Annotated in this window: 24 protein-coding genes; 21 read left to right on the top strand and 3 right to left on the bottom strand. The window is 47.2% G+C overall.

Features of this window, described 5'->3' with window-relative positions; all coding sequences use genetic code 11:
- Window positions 1-11: 11 nt before the first annotated feature.
- Window positions 12-809, top strand: coding sequence for an ABC transporter permease subunit (locus T472_RS16810; protein WP_023388957.1), 798 nt, complete (start codon window positions 12-14; stop codon window positions 807-809).
- A gap of 96 nt (window positions 810-905) precedes the next feature.
- Window positions 906-1103, top strand: coding sequence for a hypothetical protein (locus T472_RS16805; RefSeq protein WP_023388956.1), 198 nt, complete (start codon window positions 906-908; stop codon window positions 1101-1103).
- A gap of 111 nt (window positions 1104-1214) precedes the next feature.
- Here the strand turns inward: T472_RS16805 and T472_RS16800 are convergent, their stop codons facing one another.
- The 3 genes from T472_RS16800 to T472_RS16790 form a co-directional block, all read right to left on the bottom strand.
- Complete coding sequence (locus tag T472_RS16800) at window positions 1215-1850, bottom strand: YczE/YyaS/YitT family protein (protein ID WP_023388955.1); 636 nt, start codon at window positions 1848-1850, stop codon at window positions 1215-1217.
- Window positions 1851-1962: 112 nt separating this feature from the next.
- Complete coding sequence (locus tag T472_RS16795) at window positions 1963-3162, bottom strand: thiolase family protein (protein ID WP_023388954.1); 1200 nt, start codon at window positions 3160-3162, stop codon at window positions 1963-1965.
- A gap of 338 nt (window positions 3163-3500) precedes the next feature.
- Window positions 3501-4937 (bottom strand): sigma-54 interaction domain-containing protein, encoded by a 1437-nt coding sequence (locus T472_RS16790; protein ID WP_023388953.1) that lies wholly within the window; start codon window positions 4935-4937, stop codon window positions 3501-3503.
- A 565-nt stretch (window positions 4938-5502) separates the two neighbouring features.
- On the opposite strand from T472_RS16790, the gene T472_RS16785 reads away from it, so the two are divergent.
- The 19 genes from T472_RS16785 (at window position 5503) to T472_RS16695 (ending at window position 25829) form a co-directional block, all read left to right on the top strand.
- Complete coding sequence (locus T472_RS16785; RefSeq protein ID WP_023388952.1) at window positions 5503-6726, top strand: thiolase family protein; 1224 nt, start codon at window positions 5503-5505, stop codon at window positions 6724-6726.
- A 27-nt stretch (window positions 6727-6753) separates the two neighbouring features.
- On the top strand, window positions 6754-7497 hold the full coding sequence (gene fabG / locus T472_RS16780) for a 3-oxoacyl-ACP reductase FabG (RefSeq protein WP_023388951.1): 744 nt from the start codon (window positions 6754-6756) through the stop codon (window positions 7495-7497).
- A 32-nt stretch (window positions 7498-7529) separates the two neighbouring features.
- A complete protein-coding gene (locus T472_RS16775; protein ID WP_023388950.1) occupies window positions 7530-8849 on the top strand; it encodes a GntP family permease in 1320 nt (439 codons plus the stop codon).
- Between the two features lie 95 nt (window positions 8850-8944).
- A complete protein-coding gene (locus tag T472_RS16770; RefSeq protein ID WP_023388949.1) occupies window positions 8945-9808 on the top strand; it encodes a 3-hydroxyacyl-CoA dehydrogenase family protein in 864 nt (287 codons plus the stop codon).
- A 293-nt stretch (window positions 9809-10101) separates the two neighbouring features.
- The gene (locus tag T472_RS16765; RefSeq protein ID WP_023388948.1) at window positions 10102-11664 is read left to right on the top strand and encodes an acyl CoA:acetate/3-ketoacid CoA transferase; all 1563 of its coding nucleotides are present in this window, start codon (window positions 10102-10104) and stop codon (window positions 11662-11664) included.
- A gap of 60 nt (window positions 11665-11724) precedes the next feature.
- On the top strand, window positions 11725-12486 hold the full coding sequence (locus tag T472_RS16760) for an enoyl-CoA hydratase/isomerase family protein (RefSeq protein WP_082447757.1): 762 nt from the start codon (window positions 11725-11727) through the stop codon (window positions 12484-12486).
- A gap of 6 nt (window positions 12487-12492) precedes the next feature.
- A complete protein-coding gene (locus tag T472_RS16755) occupies window positions 12493-13638 on the top strand; it encodes an acyl-CoA dehydrogenase family protein (protein ID WP_152975197.1) in 1146 nt (381 codons plus the stop codon).
- 11 nt (window positions 13639-13649) lie between these two features.
- Window positions 13650-14438, top strand: coding sequence for an electron transfer flavoprotein subunit beta/FixA family protein (locus tag T472_RS16750; protein WP_023388945.1), 789 nt, complete (start codon window positions 13650-13652; stop codon window positions 14436-14438).
- A 21-nt stretch (window positions 14439-14459) separates the two neighbouring features.
- On the top strand, window positions 14460-15473 hold the full coding sequence (locus T472_RS16745; protein WP_023388944.1) for an electron transfer flavoprotein subunit alpha/FixB family protein: 1014 nt from the start codon (window positions 14460-14462) through the stop codon (window positions 15471-15473).
- Window positions 15474-15496: 23 nt separating this feature from the next.
- Window positions 15497-15955, top strand: coding sequence for a MaoC/PaaZ C-terminal domain-containing protein (locus T472_RS16740; RefSeq protein ID WP_023388943.1), 459 nt, complete (start codon window positions 15497-15499; stop codon window positions 15953-15955).
- A 107-nt stretch (window positions 15956-16062) separates the two neighbouring features.
- On the top strand, window positions 16063-17631 hold the full coding sequence (locus tag T472_RS16735) for an acyl CoA:acetate/3-ketoacid CoA transferase (protein WP_023388942.1): 1569 nt from the start codon (window positions 16063-16065) through the stop codon (window positions 17629-17631).
- Window positions 17632-17863: 232 nt separating this feature from the next.
- Window positions 17864-19033, top strand: a complete 1170-nt coding sequence (locus tag T472_RS16730; protein WP_023388941.1) for a homocysteine biosynthesis protein — start codon at window positions 17864-17866, stop codon at window positions 19031-19033.
- The gene (locus T472_RS16725; RefSeq protein WP_023388940.1) at window positions 19030-19452 is read left to right on the top strand and encodes an NIL domain-containing protein; all 423 of its coding nucleotides are present in this window, start codon (window positions 19030-19032) and stop codon (window positions 19450-19452) included. Before T472_RS16730 ends, T472_RS16725 begins: the two co-directional genes overlap by 4 nt.
- 2 nt (window positions 19453-19454) lie before the next feature.
- Window positions 19455-20174, top strand: coding sequence for a UPF0280 family protein (locus tag T472_RS16720; protein ID WP_023388939.1), 720 nt, complete (start codon window positions 19455-19457; stop codon window positions 20172-20174).
- Between the two features lie 110 nt (window positions 20175-20284).
- A complete protein-coding gene (locus T472_RS16715) occupies window positions 20285-21028 on the top strand; it encodes a class I SAM-dependent methyltransferase (protein WP_023388938.1) in 744 nt (247 codons plus the stop codon).
- A gap of 16 nt (window positions 21029-21044) precedes the next feature.
- A complete protein-coding gene (gene tilS / locus T472_RS16710; protein ID WP_023388937.1) occupies window positions 21045-22448 on the top strand; it encodes a tRNA lysidine(34) synthetase TilS in 1404 nt (467 codons plus the stop codon).
- Window positions 22435-22977, top strand: coding sequence for a hypoxanthine phosphoribosyltransferase (gene hpt, locus T472_RS16705; protein WP_023388936.1), 543 nt, complete (start codon window positions 22435-22437; stop codon window positions 22975-22977). The genes tilS and hpt overlap by 14 nt, the downstream gene beginning before the upstream one ends.
- 134 nt (window positions 22978-23111) lie before the next feature.
- Entirely contained in the window at window positions 23112-25070 is a 1959-nt protein-coding gene (gene ftsH / locus T472_RS16700) for an ATP-dependent zinc metalloprotease FtsH (RefSeq protein WP_242864825.1), read from the top strand.
- A gap of 114 nt (window positions 25071-25184) precedes the next feature.
- Window positions 25185-25829, top strand: coding sequence for a methyltransferase family protein (locus T472_RS16695; RefSeq protein WP_160319151.1), 645 nt, complete (start codon window positions 25185-25187; stop codon window positions 25827-25829).
- Window positions 25830-25979: the final 150 nt, after the last annotated feature.

The raw sequence follows: 25979 nt of genomic DNA, 5'->3' as shown, positions 1-25979 counted from the left end.
AGGAGAGGGATATGAACATATATTTCAAAGAAATGAAGGCCCAGGTAAGGTCCCTGATCTTCTGGGGCATAGGAATACTGGCAATGACCTTTGGAGGTATGAGCAAATATGGTGCCCTTGAAGTCACAGGACAGGACATCAATGCTATCATGGATGCCATGCCAAAGTTCCTTAAGCTGCTGTTTGGTATGAATGGGTTGGACATTGGTACTCTTGCAGGATATTTCGGTGTCCTGATTGCATATCTCATTCTGATGGCAGCAATCCATGCAGCTATGCTCGGCGCAAACATTGTATCAAAGGAAGAGAACGTGAAGACCTCGGAATTCCTGATGGTGAAGCCAAGGTCAAGGACTCAGATAATGGCGGCAAAGATACTTGCTGGATTTACCGGCCTTATAATATTCAACGCCATGATGTTTGCGATGTCAAAGTTCTCGGTTGACTTTTACTCCAAAGGTGAAAATATTGACAGCCTGCTATATGAGATGACAATCTCGATGCTGCTGATACAATGCATATTTTTCCTTATAAGAACTTCAGTTGCATCAGTAGTCAAACGTCCAAAGGTCTCAACAAGCCTGGTCATGTCGATCACCCTTGTGTTCTATCTGACTTCTGTATTAAGCGAGATGGTAGAGCAGGGGAAGTTCCTGAGGTACCTGACACCGTTTCGGTTCTTCTCAGTACCGGAATTAATCGATGGCACGGGGCTAAGGCCTGAGTTCATAATGATCTCTGCCGCAGCGATACTGATACTCAATGTTGTTACCTTCAGAGGTTTCAACAAACGTGACCTGTACATATGAAATAGTCAATTGTTCACAGAATTGAAAAGCAATGGCAATCTCTTTGGCATAAAGAGTTGTATAATTAAGGTAAGAAATACTTGAGGAGGGATCGTAATGCTTGAGGCTAAAGAAGGCTATTGCACCACCTGCGAGAGACTGTCTTACTTTGTGCCTGTCGAAGAAGGTTACCAGTGCCAGAACTGCCAGGCCATCAACACGATGAAGGGGCCTTCTGAACCGGATGAGGCTCCTGACATCAAGGCGGAATTGTTCGCTGATGTCAACGATCCGCCGATTGATGAGATCCTATAAAAAAGAAGCAAGGTTACAAAGAAGAATCCCCGCGATAGTAAAGATCGCAGGGATTCTTCTTTGTAAAACCTATATGGAGGAGTAATTGGTAAAGTAAATGGTACTTAATAATCAGGTATAAAGGGAAGCTATCTTCTCCTTGTACCGTCTTGAGACCACTCCTATCAGCCTTCCGATCGACAGGGAAGCTATTATTGTTCCCTCCCTCAACCCTGTTATGTTTCCGACGAAAACAAGTGAAAGGATTATGGAAGTTGAAACGCAGATGACATCGAATATGGATTTCACTTTGGAAAACTCAATGTGCCAATGGTCCGCAATTGTCTTTACAAGACCGTCCGGGGCATTCATAACAACATCGGTAAGCACGACTGTATAAACCCCGAAAGCGATCAGGACGAGGCTAATTGCCAGCATGGCAAGTCTCACGGGATATACATCCGTAGCCAGGTTCCTTGTGAGGAACATGCTCATGTCTGTAAACAAGCCGAAGACATACGAGAACACGAACTGCAGCAGATGCCTAAGCTTGAAATCCTTCTTAAGTATCACCAGCTGAAGGACTATGCAGAATGAATAGAAGGCTGTGGTCGTGAAACCGACAGTCTGACCGGAGATCCTGCTCAGCGTATAAGGTATCGAACTGACAGGAGAAACTCCAAGTCCGGACCTTATTGAAAAGGCTATACCGAATGAAAGGACTACAAGTCCAAGGATATATACAATGAATCTTCGAATATTGGGCATTGGGTGATACTCCTTTAGTGTAATCGTTCGTGTTCAGTAAAATTGGCAGAGGGCATGACAATACATGTCGGGTGTCAATCGAATGCGCTAAAAACGGATTACAGTGTAACGATCAATCTACTTTTATGACTACTGCAGCTCCGATATCACCAGCAGCACATCCGGTAAAGGCGCCATATCCGCCGCCCTGTGCAGCGAGAAGCTCGATGAGCTCAATTATTGACCTTCCTGCGGTCGGTCCCTGCGGATGTCCATAAACCATTGAAGATCCGCCATTGTTGATCATCCTCTGGTCTATTCCAAGCATCCTGCCAAGATTGGCATCATTAACGGCGAACGGGTTGTGTGTCTTTACCTGGCTAAGGTCCCTGACTGAAATCCCCGCGTTCATAAGAGCCTCCTCGAGTGCCGGAGCAGGGGCAGCGGCCATTCTTCCGGCGCCTATCCTGACTATTCCATACGACAGTACCTGTACATTTATGTTCTTGTCGGTGCTCAGCTCTTTTGCCTTTTCCTTATTGGTGACAATGATACCGCAATTGCCGTCAGCCGGATGTGTCTGGCTTCCGAAGGTAAGGACCCCACCCTCTTCAAGCGGCCTTAGTCTTGAAAGCTCTTCAGCAATCGTTGGCTTTACACCTTCATCCTCCGAAATGTACCTGAAGTTTTTCTTTCCTTCTTTGATCTCCACAGGGAACATGTATCTCTTCTGGAATTCCCTGTCGTTTGCCAGTGCATCAAGGTACTGCTGGTACCTTAGCAGGGCGATTTCATCGCATTCTTCTCTTGTTATGCCGACTTCCTTTGCGATTAACTCTGCTGTCTGGTACATCTGCAGTCCTGCTCCCGGTGACGGATCCTTTTTGAAATTGTCCAGGACCACGTTCTCCACATCGACGGTACCCGTCTTCGGGTTTGGTGCAACTATTACAGGTGCGCTTGAGGTACGGTCTGAAGAAAGGCAGAAAACAGTATCAAAGTTGCCAAGCTCCACATCATTTGCTGCAAGACCCAGAGTAGTCGTTGATGTAGCACAGACCTGGTTGAGTGAAATGGCAGGAATTTCCTTCTTCCTGTCAAGGATCACAGCTGCCGCATATGCATGCCCGTAAAAAGACAAGGGATTCACTACTGTAGAACCGAAGTAAAGATAGTCCAGTACTGTAGGATCGATTTTCTTTTCCCCGAACCATCTCTTTGCAGTATCGGCGCCGAGAACAATCGGATTTTCACCTTTAAGTGAGCCATTCCATCTTACGAACGGAGTGGAATAATATCCTCCATAAGGAATAAATGCTTTAGTGTAAGCCATGTGTAAATCCTCCTTTTCGTATATGTGCTTCTAGAAACAATATCAAATTATATTAAGCAATATCTGTGCCAAAATCGAAGATTCGGCATTTTATGAAAATGATAAAAAATGCCATGAAATATACGCTGACTGCTAACAAACTGCTAATATTGCGCAATATTACTTGCGATTTGGAAATCGTATACACTGATTCAATTGGACAACAGAGGATTGAAGGAACATATTCTCAAATAGTGGAATATTGGTGCATTTTTGCGAAGCGATTCTCGAATTAAATCATTGGAGGATAACCGCATTGAATAAAAACACAGACCCGGAAGGCCTGTGCTTCTGTTTAACTATTTTACTCCGACCTTCTTCTGGATCCCAAGCTCCTGCATCTTCCTGTATAGCATGCTCCTGTGGATTCCGAGTATGTCGGCAATCTCGTTAACTCTCCATTCCTTCTCATTTAGAAGCCTTGATATGTATTCCTTCTCTACAGCTTTGACAAGAGACTTGAGGTCGCCGGAATGCTGTGCGACTTTCTCGCTGAGAGCAGCAGCATCAAATGCTGGCTCGCTGGCCGGGACTGCTGTCGTAAGTTCAGCGATGTCATTGATGCTTCCGGGGACGATTACCATCCTTTCTATGAGGTTCCTTAGCTCCCTGATGTTTCCGGGCCAGTTGTGGGCTTCGAGTGTCTTCTTCATTTCAGGAGTCAGGGAAAGCCCGGTATCATACTTCCTGTTGAACTGTGATATGAAATGCTCGGCGATCGGGACTATGTCCTCTTTCCTTTCGCGTAATGGAGGAATCTTTACGGGTATGACATTTATCCTGTAGTAGAGATCCTCCCTGAATGAGCCATCCTTGACCTTTAGTGCAAGGTCCTTGTTGGTTGCGACAATCAGTCTGACATCGGTCTTTATCAAAGTGGTACCTCCCAGCCTCTGGACCTCTCCGGACTCTATGGTCCTGAGAAGCTTTGTCTGAAGGTTAAGAGGCATGTCACCTATTTCATCAAGAAACAATGTGCCTGTATCTGCCATTTCAAAGAAGCCAGGCTTACCCTTTGTCAGAGCTCCTGAGAATGCCCCCTTCTCATAACCGAAGAACTCAGATTCAAGGAGCTCTGTCGGTATTGCGGCGCAGTTTACAGGAATGAACGGCTCATTGCTTCTCTGGCTTTCATTGTGTATGAACCTTGACAGGACTTCCTTTCCGGTTCCCGATTCTCCCTGAAGATATACTGTGCTGTTTGTCCAGGCAACCTTCTCCAGATACGAGAGTATCTCGACCATTGCGGGACTTTCTGCGATTATGGCATTCTTGCTCTGATCAAGGCTGCCTATATACTCAATGGCGGACTTGTACCTTCTGGACTTTGCCTTGACTGCATTGAGCTCTTCAAGGTACTTGTCCATAAGGCTTTGGACTCGCACGTTAGTGACAGTCATTATTATCTTATGGTTTGCATCAAAAATTGGAGTGCAGGTAGAAACGACCCTGTTGCCTTCCTTGACAGTTACAATACCAGTGGTTCGCTCCCCCCTTACTATTGCTTCCTTAACTACAGAATGGTCATATCGCCCCTCTTTTACAAGGTCATCCACATTTCTTCCAATCAGGTCCTTCTCGGGCAGACCCATATTCTCATATGCCACGGGAGAAACATAGGTTACAGTTCCCAGGTGATCAGTAACCATTATGCCGTCTGAAGAGTTGTTGAGCACATCAATCATCTGGTCGAATGAAATGGTAGGCTTTTTGAATAAACTCTGTGATTCTGCCACTGTTTGGCCCTCCTTAGGAAATATTCATGGGAGAAATGGTTTTCAAGAAATAATATTACTATAAGATGAAGAATTTGTCATAAAATTGTGAAAAGATTGCTGAATTCTGCCCGTTTCATTACATCATTTATATCTGAAGTATCTCCTGGAGAAGCATGGTGTAATCTTAGTAAGCATATTCGAGTTCAATCTGAGCTGTGATATCTGTGGAATTTCAGTACATTTACCAATAATGATCGAGGATATGTCGAATATTGAAGGTTACCAAGCAATCTAATCGGTTGCAAAAATGCGATTTTTGCATTATTTAAGAAAAAAGTCTACAATTGTAGACTTTTCAATAGGAGTAAAAGATATCGATTTCAGTAAACGTTTCTTGAAAATGAGAAAATGCAGGCTTGATTTTGATAAATCACTAACAATAATCAGTAAATAAATCAAATGTGTCAATTAAGTCAGGAATCGATGTTTTGGCACGAGGATTGCTCTATATATGGCGAGCGAAACGAAGAATGAAAACTTCGAATTAAGAAAATAACAGCACCAAAGAATTCAGGAGGTAGGAATGGAAAAAAAGGTAGTAATAACAAGTGGAGCAAGAACTGCGGTAGGAGCATTCATGGGCGGACTCAAGACTGTCCCTGTACAGCAGCTTGCAGCTAAGGCCATAACGGAGGCGCTCAAGCGATCCAATGACCTTAATCCCGAGCTTGTGGATGAAGTTGTAATAGGTCATGTTGAGTCGTCAGGTGAATCACCGAATATAGGAAGAGATGCAGCTCTGCTCGCTGGGCTTCTGTCAGCACCTGGAAGCTCGGTAAACAGGATATGCGGATCAGGAATGCAGTCAGTTGCAAATGGCCTGATGCTTATACAGACAGGAAATGCAGATGTTGTAGTTGCAGGCGGTGCAGAAAGCCTTTCGAGGGCTCCGTTCTATCTTCCCCTCGAGGCGAGATATGAGGGTCTCAAGATGGGAAACTCGGTACTTAACGATGCGAACAGCACATACCACTACAATGCTCAGCCTGCACCGCAGTACCCAAGGATGCATATGGGAAATACCGCTGAGAATGTTGTAAGGCGTTATTCGATCCCTAGGGAGGATGCGGACAGGTTTGCCTTCGACAGCCAGATGAAGGCAAAGGCTGCAATGGAAAGAGGCAGATTCGACAGGGAGATAGTTCCTGTGGAGATTGCTGGAAGAAAGGGTGCAGTAACAGTTGTGGACAAGGATGAACATCCAAAGCCGGCTACAAACATGGAAGGCCTTGCAAAGCTCAAGCCTGCATTCGAGAAGGAAGGGACTGTAACAGCCGGAAATGCATCAGGACTCAATGATGCCGGAGCTGCGGTAGTCATGATGAGCCAGGAGAAGGCTGATGCGCTTGGACTCGAGGCTTTGGTTGAAGTAGTGGACTTTGCGGTAGTTGCACTTGACCCAAGCGTAATGGGACTGGGACCGGTCTACTCCATAAGGAAGCTCCTTGAGAAGACAGGACTCACCAAGGAAGACATCGACGTATATGAGATCAATGAGGCGTTTGCAGGACAGATGCTCGGATGCATGAAGGAACTCGACATGTATCTCGACAGCCCGCTTTATGAAAGGATCAACCCTAACGGCGGAGCGATCGCACTGGGGCATCCGCTTGGAGCTACAGGAACAAGGCTTGTAATCACAGCAATGTATGAGCTCATCGAGAAGAACAAGAAGTATGCGATAACCAGCGCCTGCATAGGTGGCGGAATGGGCATAGCAGTACTTTTGAAGAATCCAAAGGCGTAATTGACCGAAAATATGGGAGGAAATGAAATGAGACTTGAAGGAAAAGTAGCAGTTGTCACAGGTTCCGCAAGAGGACTTGGAAAAGCGATAGTGGAGAGGCTCGCAAGAGAAGGGGCGAAGGTTGTAGTCACTGATGTAAATGAGGAGGGATGTATCGAAACAGCGAACGGGATCATTGCAAACGGAGGAGATGCACTAGCGGTAAAATGCGACGTGACAAGCAGGGAATCGGTTGAGGCACTTGCAGCGGCGATAATCGCCAAGTACGGAAAGATCGACATACTTGTCAACAACGCAGGAATCACAAAGGATTCCTCACTTAAGAAGCTCACTGATGCAGCATGGGATGCGGTAATCAATGTAAACCTCAAATCTGTTTTCCTCTGTACACAGATCATGAGCAGCTACATGGTAGAGCAGAAGTGGGGAAGGATCATCAGTCTTAGTTCACTCGCAGGAGTTGCCGGAAACTTCGGCCAGACAAACTATTCTGCATCAAAGGCAGGAATTATCGGAATGACAAGGACCTGGGCAATCGAGCTTGGAAGGAAGAATGTCACAGCCAATGCAATCGCACCTGGATTCATGAACACAGAAATGACCAAGACCATACCTGCTGACATCACCAAGACACTTCTTGCAGCTATACCAGTCGGAAGAATGGGGGAGCCAGAGGAGATAGCTGCAGCCGTAGTATACCTTGCATCAGATGAAGCTGGATTCGTAAATGGAGTGACACTCAACATCAACGGCGGAGCATACGTCAACTAAAAAGATAAATAAAATATAGGAGTGATAAATAAATGCTTGGAGTTATAGGATTACTGACAGCCATAGCAATACTCATATTCTTCGTGTTCAAGGGTTATCATGTTCTTCCGGTTTCACTTTTTGCAGCGATGGTTGCTATCGTATCGAACAACGCTGACATCTGGAAGGTGCTTACTGAAGGCTATTCAACATCCCTTAAGAATTTCGTCGGAAACTACATAATCATGTTCTTCCTGGGAGCCCTTGTTGGGGAGATCCTCCAGCAGAGCGGAGCAGCAAGGACAATTGGAGTAAAGCTCGCCAATGTGTTCGGAAGCAAGAGGGCTCTCCTCATAGTAATACTTACATCAGCTCTTCTTTCATACGGTGGAGTATCGGTATTCGTAATAGTATTCTCCATATATCCGATAGCGCTCTTCCTGTTCAAGGAAGCTGATGTGCCAAAGAGACTCATACCCGGAGCTGTAATGCTTGGTGCAGGATCATTCACAATGACCGCTGTACCTGGAACACCAGCACTCACAAACATCATACCTACCACTTATCTTGGAACTACCTCGACCGCAGCCCCTATCCTGGGAATCGCAGCAGCAGTGACCATGTTCACAGTCGGTTACTTCCTTCTGACAATGTATGAAAAGAAGATGAAGGCGAACGGCGAGCATTTTGTTCCTGGTCCAAATGATGTCGTAAGGGAGCTTACAGCTGAAGAGATCAAGGCGCTGCCAAGTTTCGGATTGTCAATAATACCTCTCATTGCGATAGTTGGAATAATACTCGGTGAAAGGTTCCTTAAGATAGGACTTCCTTCGACATTCACAGTAATAATTGCGCTTTTTGCCGGTGCGCTTATTGGATACGGACTTTTCTGGAACAAGATCAAGGAGAAGAAAGAAGCACTCACCACAAGCGGAAATGGAAGCATAAGGGCGATCCTTAATACGTCTTCAGTTGTCGGACTTGGTGGAGCAATAAGGATGGTTCCTGCATTCCAGTCTTTTGTAAAATTCGCAACTTCCACTGCACTGCCAGGACTTGTTGCAACAGCATTCGCTGTCAATATAGTTGCTGCCGTAACAGGATCATCTTCAGCAGGCATAACTATATTCATGGAATCGATGTCCAAAGGATTCCTCGATATGGGAGTAAACCCACAGCAGCTCCACAGAATAGCGGCTATATCAGCTGGAGTTCTCGACTCACTTCCGCATGCTGGCCCTAACGTGACATTCCTTGCGGTAACGGGACTCACATTCAAGGAAGGCTACCCAGGAATATTCATATCGACCTGTATCGTTCCTTTCAGCGGACTTGTAGTAGCTCTCATACTTGCTACCATGGGAATAGTCTAAAGGACGCTCAAGTCAAGCTAACTTTACATGCCGGTAACCTGGCAAATGCCTGGTTACCGGATCATCTGAAAGAGCACAACATCAGGAGGAAAGAAATGGAAATAAAGAAAGTTGGCGTTGTTGGTTCAGGTGCCATGGGTACCGGAATAGCACATGTATCAGCTCAGAGCGGCTATGAAGTTGTCGTATATGACATCGCTGAAGCTGCGATCGGGAGATCAAGAGACAACATAGCATCCCTGTTTGACAAGTCAATACAGAAGGGAAAGGCAACTGAAGAGCTCAAGGCAGAGACACTTGGAAGAATGACCTTCACGACTGACATCAACGACATGAAGGATGTTGACCTTGTCATCGAAGCTGTTGTGGAAAACCTTGAACTTAAGCAGAAGGTTTTCAATCAGCTGGATTCAATAGTAAAGCCTGATGCGATACTCGCATCCAATACTTCCACTATGTCCATTACCAAGCTGGCTACATCAGTAAAGAGGCCTGAGGCATTCGCAGGAGTACATTTCTTCAATCCGGCACAGGTAATGAGGCTGGTTGAGCTCATAAGAGGCTACTATACAAGCGATGAGACCATCAAGTCACTCCAGGATTATGTAAGGGCCATCGGCAAGGAATCAGTCGAGGTCAGGAAGGATGTTCCCGGATTCGTGGTAAACAGGCTGATGCTGATCCAGTTCAAGGAGGCACAGCTCGTATACGAAGAAGGGATAGCTTCACTTGAGGACATAGACAAGGCGATGACACTCGGACTCAACCACCCTATGGGACCATTCACTCTAATGGACTTCACAGGGCTCGACATTTCGTATGATTCACTGGTTTACCTCCACAATGAATTCGGTCAGGACAAATGGGCACCACCGGTTTCACTGAAGAGGATGATAAACGCCGGCAGGCTTGGAAAGAAGACAGGCGGCAAAGGCTGGTTCGACACAAGCAAGAAATAGTATCAGCATATACTGTCAGTTTGCATGTTGATGACTTAATGTCCGGAACTGATGGTTCCAGGGACAGGGCAAGCAAAGAAGAAAAGGCTTGCCCTTCAACATGCCAGAGCTACTCAGGCAATGCCCTTATTGGGCGATCGGTTTGAAAACAAGCAATGGATGCATCGTAAATAAATGATATTGAATCTAAAAGCAATTTAGTGTTACGCCTGGATTTGACAAATAATTATCTAATTGGCTTTCTTCAATACGGCTTAAGGACATTTAAAACAAACATTCATGGGAGGTACAAAATGAACAAGCTTTCAAGTGCTAAGGATGCGATCGAGCTCATCAAGGATGGTGATGTGGTTGCAATATCAGGTTTCATGCTCGCAACAGCGGCCGATGAAATCTACGCTACTATAGAGGAGAAATTCCTCTCTACAGGTTCACCAAGGAACCTTACCCTTATGCAGGCTGCTGGCATCTCAGATTACAAGACTGCAGGTACACTCAGGCTTACCCATGAGGGGCTTCTTAAGAAGTACATTACAGGCCATTTCGCAAACAACCAGGGAATGATAAAAATGGTCAATGAAAACAAGATCGAGTGCTATAACCTTCCCCAGGGAGTAATCTGCCATCTTTACAGGGCGGCTGCTGCAGGAAAGGTCGGGGAGATCACGAAGGTAGGCCTGAACACCTACATGGATCCGAGGCAGCTCGGCGGGAAAATGAATTCAGTGACAACTGAAAACATGGTCGAACTCATAGACGTGCTTGGTGAAGAACATCTGCTGTACAAGGCTCCGAAATTCAACATAGGAATAGTAAGGGGAACTACCGCAGACGAGAACGGAAACATATCATTTGAAGAGGAATCATCGTATATAGATGCGCTTGACATAGCCATGGCTGTAAAGGCTTGCGGGGGAAAGGTCATCGCACAGGTCAAGAACTATGTCAGCTCAGCTTCCATGCCAAGGAACAAGGTTCACATACCTGGAGTATTCGTTGATAAGATAGTAGTCTGCTCAAATGTGGAGAAGCACCACAGGATGACTCCAGGAACTGTATACGATCCTGTCCTTGCCGGCTACTACAAGCAGGGCGGAACATCGTTCAAGGGCATTCCGCTTGACAACAGGAAGATAATCGCAAGAAGGGCAGCAATGGAGCTCAATGCAAATGCTGTAGTAAATTTGGGAATAGGCATACCGGAAGGCGTTGCAAGCGTTGCGAATGAAGAGGGATTCGGGAATGACCTTGTACTTACAATAGAGTCAGGGCTCATCGGTGGAATACCACAGGGCGGAAACAGCTTCGGATCTGCCGTGAACGCGTGGGCATCGCTGCCGATGACATCACAGTTCGATTTCTACAACGGCGGAGGACTCGATGTCACATTCCTTGGCTTCGCGGAGATCGACCCCAAGGGAAACATAAACGTCAGCAAGTTCGGGCCGAAGATAGCAGGCTGTGGCGGATTCATCGACATAAGCCAGTGCACGAAGAGGATCGTATTCTGCGGCACGCTGACTGCCGGTGGATTGGTTGAAGAGATAGTCGACGGAAAGCTTGTGATCGTAAATGAAGGAAAGCAGAAGAAGTTCCTCCATGACATCGAGCAGATTACCTTCAGCGCTGAAATGGTCGCAAGATTCGGCCAGGAAGTCCTTATTGTAACCGAGAGATGCGTATTCAAGTATGGAACTGAAGGGCTGACTCTCATTGAAGTGGCTCCGGGTATTGACATTGAGAAGGACATCATCGGACAGATGGCATACAGGCCAATGATATCCGATAATCTCAAGACCATGGATGCGAGGCTGTTCAGCGAGGCTGTAATGGGTCTGAAGGACGAGCTCAAGTAAGAGGTCCCTGGTGGATTGAAGGTTAATTCCTTCAGAGGCAGGTATTTGGAGGTAAAAGCAATGCTTATTGAAAAGAGAGAATCAATTGGAATCATCACCTTTGACAGGCCGGAAGCCCTGAATGCCCTCAATACAGGAGTATTGAAGGAGCTGGAGGAAGCGATTGACCGTTTTGAAAATGACCTTGACATAAGGGCTGTCATATTCACTGGAAACGGCAAGGCATTCATATCAGGAGCCGACCTTGATGAAATGAAGGACCTTAGGGATAAGGAAGCAAGGGCGTTCATAGACAGGGGTACAAGCCTTTTCAGGAGGATAGAGACACTGGGACTGCCGACCATAGCAGCTGTGAATGGGTTCTGCTTCGGTGGAGGCCTGGAATTCGCACTTTGTGCTGACATAAGGCTTGCAAGTGAAAAAGCGTCATTCTCGTTCCCTGAGGCTACCCTTGGGATAATTCCGGGATTCTCAGGGACCCAAAGGCTTCCAAGGACAGTCGGCAAGTCAAACGCCAAGGAGATGCTCTTCACAGGAAAAAGGGTGAAGGCTCAGGAAGCTTTGGAAATGGGACTGGTGAACCACGTATATCCTCTGGATGAACTGATGGGCAAGGCGATGGAACTTGCTGAGGTTATGGTTGGAAATTCACCGAATGCGATTGCAAAGATCAAGATGCTTGTTGAAAAGGGCGTCGATATGGATCTCGAGGAAGGGATAACATTGGAAAGTGATCATTCTGCACCGAACTTCGAATCCCGGGACCAGCTGGAAGGCATACAGGCATTTTTTGAGAAGAGAAAACCAAATTATAGGAGATAAGGAGAAATAGGTATGAAATTGACTAAAGAGCAAGAGATAATAGTTAAGCTTGCCAAGGATTTTAGCTTGCGAGAGGTAGAACCGCTTGCTGCAGAGATAGATGAGACAGGTGAATATCCTGATGAACTTGTACAGAAGCTCAAGGACACTGGCTTCCTTGGATGCATATTCCCAAAGAAGTACGGCGGATTCGATACCGACTACCTGACATACGCAATGATCGTTGAGGAAGTATCCAAGTACGATGTGGCAACAAGCATGATAATCAGCGGCAACTGCTCACTTTCAGCAGGACCTCTGGCGAAGTTCGGAAGTGAACAGCAGAAGGAGAAGTATCTGACAAAGGTCTGCAACGAAGGCATGATAATGGGCTTCGCCCTTACTGAGCCTGGTGCTGGATCTGATGCAGCCGGCGTACAGACCACCGCAGTGCTTGACGGGGATGAGTGGGTAATCAACGGAAACAAGATATTCATCTCAAGCGCAGGAATAGCTGACCTATACATAGTAATGGCAACAACTGACAAGTCCAAGGGAACCCACGGAATCTCAGCATTCCTTGTTGAGTACCCGACTCCAGGGTTCACCATACCTAACTTTGAGAACAAGATGGGTATCAGGGGATCACATACAGGAGAGCTCGTTTTCCAGAATGTAAGGATTCCTAAGGATAACCTTCTTGGAAAGCTAGGTCAGGGCTTCCAGATATCGATGCAGGCTCTTGACGGCGGTAGGATAACTGTCGCTGCAAGTTCAGTAGGACTTGCACAGAGGGCTCTGGACGAGGCTGTCAAGTACTCAAAGGACAGGGCGCAGTTCGGTAAGCCAATATCAAAGAACCAGGGCATATCCTTCATGCTTGCTGAGATGGAGACAAAGCTTGCGGCTGCAAGGCTACTTACCTATGATGCAGCTTCAAAGAAGGCGGCAGGCGAGCCGCATTCACACGAAGCTGCAATGGCAAAGTATTTCGCATCGGAAGTAGCTAACTTTGTAGCTGACAAGGCTGTGCAGATACATGGCGGTTACGGCTACACGAAGGATTATGTTGTTGAAAGACTTTACAGGGATGCGAAGATCCTGGAAATCTACGAGGGAACTACAGAAATCCAGAAGATAGTAATCGCAGGACATGTCCTTAAGAGAAAGTAGGAGGGAACACAATGAAGATACTCGTCTGCGCTAAGCAGGTACCAGACACCACAGAAGTCAAGATAGATCCAGTAAAGGGAACACTCATAAGGGAAGGCGTTCCAAGCATACTCAACCCTGATGATGCAAATGCCATAGAAGAGGCATTAAGGATAAAGGACAGATATCCAGACACGAAGATTACAGTAGTATCCATGGGGCCACCTTCAGCTGAGCTTGTCCTGTACGAGTGCATGGGAATGGGAGCTGACGATGCATACCTCATAACAGACAGGGCTTTCGGAGGCTCTGACACATGGGCTACATCGAATGTAATAGCTGAAGCCATAAAGTACCTTGGGGAATTCGACATCATATTCGCAGGCAGGCAGGCTATTGACGGAGATACCGCACAGGTCGGGCCTCAGATAGCCGAGAAGCTTGGAATACCTCAGATCACATACGTACAGAAGGTTGAAGTCGAAGGAAGCAAGCTTGTGGTTGAGAGAGCTCTTGAGAATGGATATGAAATCCTTGAAGCTACAACTCCAATTCTGCTTACAGCGATAAAGGAACTCAATGAGCCAAGGCTCATGAACATGAGGGCGATCCACAAGGGCTTCCATGAAGCTGGAATCAAGCAGATCACAAATGCGGAGCTTAAGATTGAACCTGATATGGCAGGACTTAAGGCATCACCGACCAATGTAAAGAAGACCTTCACCCCTGAACTTATCGTCAAGGGAACAAGGATAGAGGGCAATCCCAAGGACGCTGCAAAAGAACTGGTCAGGCAGCTTAAGCTGAACCATATAATATAGTCTTCGCGAAAGGAGAAACATATGAAACTTATCGGAAATAAAGATGAATTTAAGAATGTTTGGGTATATGCAGAGCAAAGGGAAGGCGAACTGCAGAATGTTGCCCTTGAACTTGTAGGAGAAGGAAAGAGACTTGCTGAAAAGCTTGGAGTGGAGGTTTGCGCTGTCCTTATAGGAAAGAACGTGTCAGGACTTACTGCAAAGCTATTCGAGTACGGAGCAGACAAGGTTTACCTTGTGGAGGACGACCTTCTCGAGCACTATACCACAGATGGACATACAAAGGTCATCAGTGAAATGATTGATGAGCTGAAGCCTGAGATAATGCTTGTAGGAGCGACAAACATAGGCAGAGACCTTGCTCCAAGGGTAGCTTCGAGGGTATCCACCGGTCTTACCGCAGACTGCACGCAGCTTGACATAGACGGCGAAACAAGGACACTTCTCCAGACAAGGCCTGCCTTCGGCGGAAACCTGATGGCGACAATCATAACAACAGAGTTCAGGCCACAGATGTCCACAGTAAGGCCTGGAGTCATGGACCCGCTTGAGCCTGTAGCAGGAAGGACAGGGGAAGTCATAAGGATAACACCTAATATTTCCGCAACTGATGTAAGGGTAAAGGTCAGGGAGATCGTAAAGGCAAAGAAGAAGGGTGTGCTCATTGAAGAGGCTCACGTGATAGTATCAGGCGGACGTGCCATGGGCGGTCCTGAGGGCTTTGAGATACTCAAGCCTCTTGCAGAGAGACTCGGAGGAGAGATTGGTGCATCAAGGGCTGCTGTTGACAGCGGTTGGATCGAGAAGAGCCACCAGGTAGGGCAGACAGGAAAGACTGTAAAGCCGGTAATTTACATAGCTTGCGGAATATCAGGTGCGATACAGCACCTTGCAGGAATGAAGGACTCTGATGTCATCATAGCGATAAACAAGGACCCTGAGGCTCCGATATTCAAGATAGCTAACTACTCTATCGTTGGTGACTACAAGGAAATAGTTCCGGCGCTTGTGGAAATGCTTGGAGAGAAGAGCTAATAAGATCTATTGGAGATGAAGTAATGGTTGAATATAAACCAAAAGGATTATTTTTTGAAGACTTTGAAGTCGGACAGGAATTCGCAACAACAAGAAGGACAGTAACAGATGGTGATGTTGTCAATTTCGCCTGCCTTACCGGAGACTTCAATCCTATCCATATCGACGAGGTCACAGCGTCGGAAGGTCCCTTCAAGAAAAGGATAGCCCATGGGCTCCTTGGAGTAGCGATAATGAACGGTCAGATGAACCAGCTGGGAATCTTCGAAGGTACCACCATCGCTAAGGCTGAGGACACGAACAGGTACAAGGCGCCGATATTCATCGGCGACACAGTCAGCACACTTATAAAGATCGTCGGAGTAAAGCCAAGCAGCAAAGGCGGAAAAGGAACTGTTCTAGCCGATACATACCTCATCAACCAGAGAGGCGAAGTAGTGACCGAGAGCAGCAATGTGATTCTGATAAAAGGAAGAAAGTAACCAGGATGGGAGCGTCCTGAGCAAGGCGGGAACCGTATATGGGACAACATAACGGTTACCCGATGCATATGCAGCATACAGAAAATATAATTACAGGGGGTATAGAAATGAAACTTATAAGCCAGGAAAAGGCAGCAAAGCTGGTCAAGGACGGCGACACCATATTCACCGCCTCATTTGGAATGAACGCATTCCCTGAGGAATTCGCGATAACGCTCGAAAAAAGGTTCCTCGAAACAGGAAAGCCAGTTGGAATCACATACTACAATGCGGCGGCAAGCGGTAACTTCGGTGAAAAGGGCGTAGCTCATCTCGCACATGAAGGACTTCTAAAGAGAATAGTAACAGGTCATTTTGGAGCAGCAGGTCCAGCAATGCAGAAGCTGATCGCTGAAAACAAGGTGGAAGCCTATAACTTCCCGCAGGGAGTACTTGCCCAGATTCCTAAGTTTGTGGCATCCAAGAAGCCTGCCTACATAACCAAGGTAGGACTTGGAACCTTCATAGACCCGAGGCTTGAGGGTGGCAAGTCCAATGATGCGGCTAAAGAAGACCTGATAGACATAATCGAGATCTATGGCGAAGAGTACATGATGTACAAGCTTCCAAAGGTAGACGTCGCGGTCATAAGAGGTACTTACGCTGATGAAAACGGCAATGTCGTTCTAACTGATGAAGCTATCCTCACTGATCCAATAGCTGTGGCAACAGCAGCTAAATCCTGCGGTGGAATTGTAATTGCAGAGGTCAGAGCCATTGCGAAGGCTGGATCCTTCAAGCCGAAGGAAATAAAGGTGCCTGGACTAATGGTTGACTATGTTGTCATCGCCAGCCCTGAGAACCACAGGCAGACATCGGGAACCATTTACAACCCGGCCTTTTCCGGTGACCTGAAGATACCTATGCACTCAATGCCGGTCATGCCTCTTACGGAGAGGAAGATCATAGCAAGAAGAGCCTCAATGGAGCTGGTCCCACATGCTGTAGTAAATGTTGGTGTTGGAATTCCTGACGGAGTGCCGACAGTTGCAAATGAGGAAGGGATGAGCCCGGAACTCAGCTTTGGTACCGAGGCTGGTGTAATAGGCGGAATCCCTGGGCAGGGCCTTGATTTTGGAAGCGCGTACAATGCAGATGCCATAATCGAGCACCCGCAGCAGTTCGATTTCTACGATGGCGGTGGAATCGATGTAACATTCCTTGGCCTTGGCGAATCTGACCAGTCAGGCAACGTAAATGTAAGCAAGCTTGGCGGAAAGCCTGTCGGAGTCGGCGGATTCGTCAACATAACACAGAATGCAAAGAAGGTAGTCTTCTGCGGAACATTCACAGCCGGCGGACTTAAGGAAGAGATAAGGGACGGGAAGCTTATCATCGTCCAGGAAGGCAAGGCAAAGAAGTTCAGGAACAAGATTGACCAGGTTTCTTTCTCGGGAGCAATCTCAACAAAGAACAGACAGCCGGTGCTTTATGTGACTGAAAGAGCAGTACTTGAGCTTATCGATGGAAAGCTGACGCTTGTCGAGATTGCACCAGGTATCGACCTTGAGAAGGACATACTTGGACAGATGGAATTCAAGCCTGAAATAGCAGCTGATCTCAAGGTAATGGACCTTGGCATGTTCCAGGAGACCTGGGGCGGCTTGAAGGAGATCATCTACTCGAGGCACAAGTAAATTTGATTTAGTGACTCCTGAGGGCTGCCATGAATGGCAGTCCTCATTTTCTGTGCGGATAAATTCTGCCATGATTTTGCGTTGGATGATAAATTATCAAATTGTTGTGTGGTTGGGTGACTAAAAATCACTAAAAGGCTCTATGCGTTGACAGCTTGGAATATGGGAGCCTATAATGTTATCAATTGGATTTCGGGTACCCATATTTACCGGTATCCGGCAGGAGGCGCTTATGAAGGAAAGGTCTTTCAATGAAATCAATGAAAAGATAAAATCAGGCACTGTCGTCGTATGTACCGCTGAGGAGCTCATAGCCCTTGTGGATGAGGTGGGGCTTGAGAAAGCATATGATAAGGTTGATGTTGTCACTACAGGCACATTCGGTCCCATGTGCTCATCAGGGGCATTCCTCAACTTCGGGCATTCCGACCCGCCAATTAGGATGGAGAAGATCAGTCTGAATGGAGTGGAGGCCTATGGCGGACTTGCAGCTGTCGATACCTATATCGGAGCTACAGCGGAGTCAGAGGACAAGGGCTACGAATATGGCGGAGCCCATGTCATATGCGACCTCATAGACGGCAAGGAAGTGGTTCTTGAAGCCCATGGAAAGGGAACTGACTGCTATCCTGCGAGGAGCGTTAGGACAAAGCTTACCCTCTCCGACCTCAATGAAGCGTACCTTTACAATCCGAGGAATGCATACCAGAACTATTCAGCGGCAACGAACACATCAGGAAAGTCTTTGCACACATATATGGGAACTCTCCTGCCAAAGACAGGCAACGTGACCTATTCGACAAGCGGGGAGCTGAGTCCGCTGCTTAAGGACCCGGGACTCAGAACCATAGGTGTAGGGACAAGGATATTGGTTGGTGGTGCAATTGGCTATGTCGCCTGGAATGGGACCCAGTGCAAGACATCTGCGCCAAAGAGAGAAAACGGGACTCCTGTGGCTCCAGGTGCAACGCTGGCTGTTGTTGGAGAGCTCAGGGAAATGGATACGAAATATATCAACCCTGCAGTGTTCAAGGGGTATGGTACATCGCTCAACGTAGGGATCGGGATACCAATCCCGGTGATAGATATGGATATCCTAAGGGCCTGTGCTGTTGCGAACAGGGACATAACCACCAATATAGTGGACTACTCGGTACAGAGCCGGTCAAAGCCTGTTGTGAGGACTGTGACGTATGAAGAGCTTCAAAGCGGTAAGGTGGAAATAGATGGTAAGGAAGTCAAGACATCACCGACCTCAAGCATCAGGAAGGCAAGGGAGATCGCCGAGAACCTCAAGAAGCTGATACTTGAAGGCGAATTCCTGCTTGAGGAGCCTGTAAGATACTTTAAGAAGGATGCTGTGGTGAAGGCCATGAAGGACCCTGAGGAGGTAAGGAGATGAAGACGAAGCTTTTCATGAAGTTTCCGCCAAATGTTACGAATACGCCAGTAACATACCAGCTAGTCAAGAAGTTCGACTTGAAGTTCAACATACTGAAAGCTGAGATTGATTACAACCTCATAGGGATCATCCTGTACGATATCGAGGGAAAGGCAGGCAACATCTCAGATGCCATGGACTACGTAAGGTCACTTGGGATAGAGTGCGACATGGCACCGTCGGGGATAGTTGTTAGCGAAACACTTTGCAATGACTGCGGCCTCTGCACCTCGGTATGCGCGATTAATGCGCTGTCCATCTCAGGACCGGATTGGAAGCTTAGCTATGACGCCGGAAAATGCATAGGCTGCAACCAGTGCATACCTGTGTGCCCGACAAGGGCAATTACCCACGGACTATACGAAGAGCTGGGGGCTTGACTGTGTACGAGGAGAGGTCCTACAGGGGGATAATGGGATCTGACCTCAGGCGGATGACAGTAATCGACGAGGAGTCAGACCTTGACATACAGTACAGCGGAGAGCTCGAGGGTATAGAGCAGGAGCTTTCTGAGTTAAGGAAGTTGCTGAAAAGCCATATCCAAATGGAACCGGAATTCCTCACAAGCCTCGCTCCGATAGCTGAAAAGGATGATGAGGAAAAGGTGGTTTCGCATATGAAGAGGGTATCTGAAAAGGCCGGGGTAGGTCCCATGGCTGCCGTTGCGGGAGCTGTAGCTGAATACCTTGCAGACTTGCATCCTGAGTGTGGTGACCTGATCATTGAGAATGGCGGAGACCTGTATGTAAGAAGCTCAAGGGATATCAGGGTCCTTATCTATGCCGGAGATTCAGTGCTGTCCGGAAGGATCGCACTGGAGGTGAGATCCTGTGACACGCCGCTTGGCATCTGCACGTCCTCAGGAACTGTCGGCCACTCCCTGAGCTTCGGAAAAGCTGATGCAGTTGTCATAGTCGCAAAGGATACCCTGCTGGCTGATGCAGTCGCTACTGCCACAGCCAACAGGATAAGCGCTGAGGAAGACATACAGGGAGCTCTCGATTTTGCGTCAGGTATTGATGGGGTCATCGGTGCAGTTGCGGTGATAGGTCCAAGGATTGGATTCTGGGGAGATATTAAGGTGGTGCCTGTGCGGCCATAGGCTGCTTAGGGCACCATCTTTACTTCCGTTGCATTGAGAATCAAAAGAATGTAAGATTGAGGTAGGGCGCTGTTTCTTGGGAATCATTGAAAACAGGAGTTAGATATATAATGGAAGAATTGTTTTGGGAAGTGCATTCAGGGCTTAAGAGGGAGGCTCCGGGAAGTGAGGAGTCTACAGAACGGGCGCTGAAGAAGGTGATCCTTACTGGTGAAGAACCTGTTGTCCTTGATATCGGCTGTGGTCCGGGAGACCAGACAATCACTATAGCTAAGGCTCTCAGGGATGTGAAGGTTATGGCGGTTGATACCCATGAGCCATTTCTGGATGAACTTGTAAAGCGGGCGGATAATGCAAGGGTGCTTGACCGCATAGAACCCCTCAAGGTATCCATGTTCGACATGCCGTTTCCGAATGAGCACTTTGACCTTGTCTGGGCTGAAGGCTCAGCCTACATTATGGGCTTTCGGAACGCTCTCAGGTCCTGGAAGAGATTGCTCAGGGAAGATGGCTTCATGGGCCTCACAGAGCTTTCCTGGATCACTGAACGTGAGTCAGATGAAGCAAGGGAGTTCTGGAGCAAAGGGTATCCGGGGATGAAGCACATGGATGAGAACAGGAAGTATATCGAAGAGGAAGGCTATGAGATTGTTGAGATGTTCATACTGCCGGAATCTGACTGGTGGGAAAGCTACTACAATCCCATGGAGTCAAGGATAAACGAGCTTAAGGCTAAATATCAGGGGATGCCGGAAAAGCTGGCGGTACTTGATGGTGAAATGGAAGAGATCAGGATGTACCGGGATCATTCGGACGAATACGGCTACGTCTTTTATCTTATAAGGAAGAAATGACTGGAGGTGACCTCATATGGCGACGCTCAGGGAAAAGGTCGAAGCCTTTTGCATTGAGAAGGGGCTTTTGGAGAAGAATGACAGTGTGCTTGCCGCTTTTTCCGGAGGAAGCGATTCGCTATGCATGCTGAATATACTTATGGAGCTCAAAGATGAATATGGCCTCAGGGTGGGTGCTGCCCATATCAACCATCTGCTGAGAGGTGAGGCATCTGACGCAGACGAGGATTTCTGCAGAACTGAATGCGACAGGTTGGGCATACCCTTCTACTGCCTCAGGAAGGATGCTGGCAGCTATGCAGCTGAAAAGGGCGTATCAACTGAACTTGCAGGCAGGGAAATAAGATATTCGTTCCTTTCTGAGATAATGGAAAGGGAAGGCTACAACAGGTGCGCAACTGCGCACAACCTGAACGACCAGGGGGAGACAGTGCTTCTGAACCTCATAAGGGGTACGGGATTGTCCGGACTCACCGGAATCAGTGCAAGGCGGGATGTCTTCATAAGGCCCCTCCTGTCGACTCCAAGACAGGAGATAGAGGATTACCTGAAAGACCTTGGACTTGAAGGAAGAAAGGATGCAACTAATGAGGAGAACAACTACTCCAGGAACAAGCTGAGGAATGTGATAATCCCATACATCAGGGAGAACTTCAATGAGGACTTTTCAGCTGCTGTCTACAGGATGGCCGAGCTTCTTGAGGAAGACAGCATATACATCGAAGGACGCGCAAAGGAAGCCGTTGACAGGTACATCCTTGAGAAGAGCTACGAGACCATGATAAGAAAGGAAGCCTTCAGGCTTGAAAAGGCCATACTGAACAGGGTGGTGCTTTCGGCAGTAAGGATTGTTAAGGGTGACACGGTAAACATTGAGAAGGTCCACGTTGACAAGATAGTAAAGCTTCAGGGCGGCGAGACCGGGAAGATAATCGACATAAAGGACGACATCACAGCCTACAACAATTACGGCGATGTTTATATCAGACGTAAGGGTACGGCCATCGACCCCAGCATCCTGAGCCCCCTCAAGGAGAAGTCGTACAATGTCCCGGGTACCTACTATATTGGTACCCTCAGGGTGAAATTTGAGGTGCTGGACTCAATTCCTGACAGGAAGGACCCTTGCTGCAGGTATTTCGACCTGGATGCTACAGGAAGAAGAGTAAAGATCAGGAACAGGGTACACGGTGACAGGGTTAAGCCGCTGGGCATGACAGGCTACAAGAAGGTTAAGGATATCTTCATCGACAGGAAGATCAAGAGGGACCTGAGGAACAACCTTTTAGTTTTCTTAAAGGATGATGAGATATTCTATATAGAAGACACGGTCACGGGAGAGGACTTCAAGGTGACGGACAATACGCGGAAGGTCCTTTCTGTAGGCATATTCAAGGAGGAAACTGATGATAGTAAATGATGTTAAGGAAATCCTTATAGGCAAGGAGGAGCTCAACGCAAAATGCAGGGAGCTCGGTGCGATGATAAGCAAGGACTACGCAGGAAGGGACCTTGTTCTTGTAGGGATACTCAAGGGTTCGGTAGTATTCATGACTGACCTCATGAAGGAGATAACAATACCCGTAATGCTTGATTTCATGGCAGTTTCAAGCTATGGAGCAGATACGAAGAGCTCTGGTGTAGTAAAGATAATCAAGGACCTTGACATGGATGTCGAGGGGAAGAGCATACTTATCGTTGAAGACATCATCGATACAGGGCTTACGCTGGGATACCTTGTCGAGTACCTCAGGGCAAGGAAGGCCTCATCGATAGAGATAGTCTGCCTTCTCGACAAGAAGGAGAGAAGGAAGGTGGAAATACCTGTTAAGTACAGGGGTTTCGATGTCCCTGATGAGTTCATAATAGGGTATGGCATCGACTATGCGGAGAGGTACAGGAATCTCCCATATGTAGCCTCATTGAAGGAAGAGGTATACACAAAATAGAGGTTCAGGGAATGTTAACATAAAATTCCTGAATACCTATTCTATTGGATACAATTTTATTTTACAATATAGGCAGACCCTATTGTTTAGAGCAATGCCATTACGAAAGGAAGGCCTGGTACAAGCCCGGCCATATGGAGATAGATATGAACACCAAGCAAAGAATGCCAGCAGGGTTCACCTGGATAGGAATACTCCTGTTATTCATGATTGCCTCCTTCCTCTTCTCTAATTCAGACCAGAACCTGAACCAGGTGTCTTTTGACAAGTTCAAGACCGATTACAGGGCTGGGAACGTCAAGGAGATAGAAGTCAGGGATGACGGCATGACCATCAGAGGAGTGCTTCAGGATGGGACCGAGTTTACTACAGTAGCATCAGCTGAAAGGCTGGACAGCTTCCTTGCTGAGGAAGGCAGGGATGATGTCATTGAAAAATATAACCCGGTGCAGACCAATGACATGTGGTCGATAATCCTGCCGCTCGGTGGAATACTCATCGTAATCGGATTCCTGTTCTTCTTCATGAACCAGCAGAACCAGCAGAACGGTGGCGGCGGAGGAAACAGGAATGTGATGAATTTCGGAAAAAGCAGGGCAAAGATGGCCAATCCCGAAAACAAGAGCGTTACCTTCAAGGATGTAGCAGGAGCTGAAGAAGAAAAGTACGAACTTCAGGAGGTCGTGGATTTCCTGAAGAACCCGAAGAAATATATCGACCTTGGTGCAAGGATACCTAAGGGAATACTCCTTGTAGGACCTCCCGGAACAGGAAAGACACTCCTTGCGAAGGCAGTTGCCGGGGAAGCTGGAGTTCCGTTCTTCAGTATTTCAGGTTCTGACTTCGTCGAGATGTTCGTCGGTGTCGGTGCTTCAAGGGTAAGGGACATGTTCGACCAGGCCAAGAAGAACTCACCCTGCATAATCTTCATAGATGAGATCGATGCAGTCGGAAGAAAGAGGGGAGCTGGCCTCGGCGGCGGACACGACGAGAGGGAGCAGACGCTCAATCAGCTTCTAGTCGAGATGGATGGATTCGGGATCAATGAAGGTATCATAATGGTCGCTGCGACCAACAGACCTGACATACTCGATACAGCGCTGCTAAGGCCGGGAAGGTTTGACAGGCAGATAGTTGTAGGTTTCCCCGATGTCAAGGGTCGAGAAGAGATACTGAAGGTACATGTGAGGAACAAACCGCTTGCAGATGACATAAAGCTTGATGTGCTTGCAAAGATGACCTCTGGTTTCACGGGTGCTGACCTTGAGAACCTGGCTAACGAAGCTGCACTGCTGGCAGTCAGGGCAGGCAGGAAGTTCATCACCATGGTTGAGATGGAAGAGGCCATAACAAGGGTAATCGCAGGAACTGAAAAGAAATCAAGGGTTGTATCCGAGAAGGAAAGAAAGCTTACCGCATACCATGAGGCGGGACATGCCATAATTGGAAGGCTCATGCCTGACCTTGACCCGGTACATCAGATAAGCATAATACCGAGAGGAATGGCCGGAGGCTATACAATGCACCTTCCTTCAGAGGACAGGAGCTACATGTCGAAGACCAGGCTCGAACAGATGATGGTATCCCTTCTGGGCGGAAGAGTAGCGGAGAAGCTTATCATCCATGACATTTCAACCGGAGCAAAGAATGATATCGACAGGGTCTCCAAGATTGCCAGGTCAATGGTAATTGATTACGGAATGAGTGATGTCGTAGGTACAATATCATACGGCGAGGGAGAAGAGGTATTCATCGGAAGAGACTTCTCCAAGTCAAAGAGCTTCAGCGAGAAGACCGGCCAGATCATTGATGATGAGGTCAAGAAACTTGTTGACAAGGCATACGAAAAGGCTGAGCAGCTTCTTTCAGAAAATCTTGACAAGCTTCATCTGGTAGCCCAGACACTGCTTGAGAAGGAAAAGATCGAGGCTGACGAATTTGAGTCACTGTTCACAACCGGCAAGCTTCCTGAAAAGACGGAGCAGCCATCTGATGCTCAGGCGAAAAAGGAAATGAAGAAGAATGACAGCAAGCCTGAAGAAAGGCCTGCGGTCAAGGACCTGACTGGTGCAGGACCGATTGCGGAAGCATGATGAAATTAGGATGGAGCCTGTTCCTGAGAAGGAACACGTTCCATCCTTTCATATATCATCCAACAGGAATAAATGAAAACTTAAGTCGGGAGCTGTGATCCCATGAAGCTTATTTTGGAGATATCGGGAAGAATAGTCTATTTGGTTCTGACTAGCCTCATTATAGCCATTGCCGGAAAATGGAATTATTTCCTGAGGGATCCGGCAGGGATAGCTTATCTTGTACTATGGAACCTCTGGTGGATTGTGACCTTCATAGGAAGAAGGCAAGGGAAGGAAACGAAGTATGACAAGGGGCAAAGGGCTATAGTTCTGGTCGTTTCAATTATTTCGATTCCGTGGCTAATAATAGTCCCGCCTTGGGAATACTCAAGCTTTGACGGTCCCATTGCAAGAGGGGGCCTGGTATCCTTTGGAGGACTGGTGTTGTTTGCAACCGGTATAACGGTTCAGGCGATCTCGATGCTCCAGCTGAAGGGATCATACACTGTAAGGCTTGGCGTAAAGCCCGAGCAGAGGCTTGTGACTGGCGGGCTGTATCGGATTGTCCGTCATCCCGGATATCTTAGCTACATCATTTCTCTTTCAGGCATCGGCATTGCCATGGGAAGTATTCTTACATTTGTGCTGGTCGTGATTGTGCTGATTTTTCTCATTAAACGGATTGATGAGGAGGAAAAGATGCTGATAAGTGAGTTTGGGGAAGAATACCTTGAATACATGAGAAGGACAAAGAGGCTGATTCCGTTAATATACTGAAACAGGAGCAGTTACGTGCTGACCTTAAAAGTGAATCTTTTATCGCGGAACATATGTCTGCTCTGCAGGGAATTATTCATAAACTTGTCTTCACACTGAAATCATTTATTTTGTTGCACATTTTGCATGGTATAATTTATTAGGAAAGAA

It is taken from the genome of Youngiibacter fragilis 232.1, from assembly GCF_000495435.3.
GTDB classification, from domain to species: domain Bacteria; phylum Bacillota; class Clostridia; order Clostridiales; family Clostridiaceae; genus Youngiibacter; species Youngiibacter fragilis.
The sequence above is the reverse complement of the archived record's forward strand: the minus strand, read 5'-3'. Positions and strand labels throughout refer to the sequence as shown.

Bases quoted from the DNA above. Each gene is read 5' to 3' on its own strand.
- T472_RS16810 (WP_023388957.1), top strand. From the start codon at position 12: ATGAACATATATTTCAAAGAAATGAAGGCCCAGGTAAGGTCCCTGATC.
- T472_RS16805 (WP_023388956.1), top strand. From the start codon at position 906: ATGCTTGAGGCTAAAGAAGGCTATTGCACCACCTGCGAGAGACTGTCT.
- T472_RS16800 (WP_023388955.1), bottom strand. From the start codon at position 1,850: ATGCCCAATATTCGAAGATTCATTGTATATATCCTTGGACTTGTAGTC.
- T472_RS16795 (WP_023388954.1), bottom strand. From the start codon at position 3,162: ATGGCTTACACTAAAGCATTTATTCCTTATGGAGGATATTATTCCACT.
- T472_RS16785 (WP_023388952.1), top strand. From the start codon at position 5,503: ATGGAAAAAAAGGTAGTAATAACAAGTGGAGCAAGAACTGCGGTAGGA.
- fabG (WP_023388951.1), top strand. From the start codon at position 6,754: ATGAGACTTGAAGGAAAAGTAGCAGTTGTCACAGGTTCCGCAAGAGGA.
- T472_RS16775 (WP_023388950.1), top strand. From the start codon at position 7,530: ATGCTTGGAGTTATAGGATTACTGACAGCCATAGCAATACTCATATTC.
- T472_RS16770 (WP_023388949.1), top strand. From the start codon at position 8,945: ATGGAAATAAAGAAAGTTGGCGTTGTTGGTTCAGGTGCCATGGGTACC.
- T472_RS16765 (WP_023388948.1), top strand. From the start codon at position 10,102: ATGAACAAGCTTTCAAGTGCTAAGGATGCGATCGAGCTCATCAAGGAT.
- T472_RS16760 (WP_082447757.1), top strand. From the start codon at position 11,725: ATGCTTATTGAAAAGAGAGAATCAATTGGAATCATCACCTTTGACAGG.
- T472_RS16750 (WP_023388945.1), top strand. From the start codon at position 13,650: ATGAAGATACTCGTCTGCGCTAAGCAGGTACCAGACACCACAGAAGTC.
- T472_RS16745 (WP_023388944.1), top strand. From the start codon at position 14,460: ATGAAACTTATCGGAAATAAAGATGAATTTAAGAATGTTTGGGTATAT.
- T472_RS16740 (WP_023388943.1), top strand. From the start codon at position 15,497: ATGGTTGAATATAAACCAAAAGGATTATTTTTTGAAGACTTTGAAGTC.
- T472_RS16735 (WP_023388942.1), top strand. From the start codon at position 16,063: ATGAAACTTATAAGCCAGGAAAAGGCAGCAAAGCTGGTCAAGGACGGC.
- T472_RS16730 (WP_023388941.1), top strand. From the start codon at position 17,864: ATGAAGGAAAGGTCTTTCAATGAAATCAATGAAAAGATAAAATCAGGC.
- T472_RS16725 (WP_023388940.1), top strand. From the start codon at position 19,030: ATGAAGACGAAGCTTTTCATGAAGTTTCCGCCAAATGTTACGAATACG.
- T472_RS16715 (WP_023388938.1), top strand. From the start codon at position 20,285: ATGGAAGAATTGTTTTGGGAAGTGCATTCAGGGCTTAAGAGGGAGGCT.
- tilS (WP_023388937.1), top strand. From the start codon at position 21,045: ATGGCGACGCTCAGGGAAAAGGTCGAAGCCTTTTGCATTGAGAAGGGG.
- hpt (WP_023388936.1), top strand. From the start codon at position 22,435: ATGATAGTAAATGATGTTAAGGAAATCCTTATAGGCAAGGAGGAGCTC.
- ftsH (WP_242864825.1), top strand. From the start codon at position 23,112: ATGGAGATAGATATGAACACCAAGCAAAGAATGCCAGCAGGGTTCACC.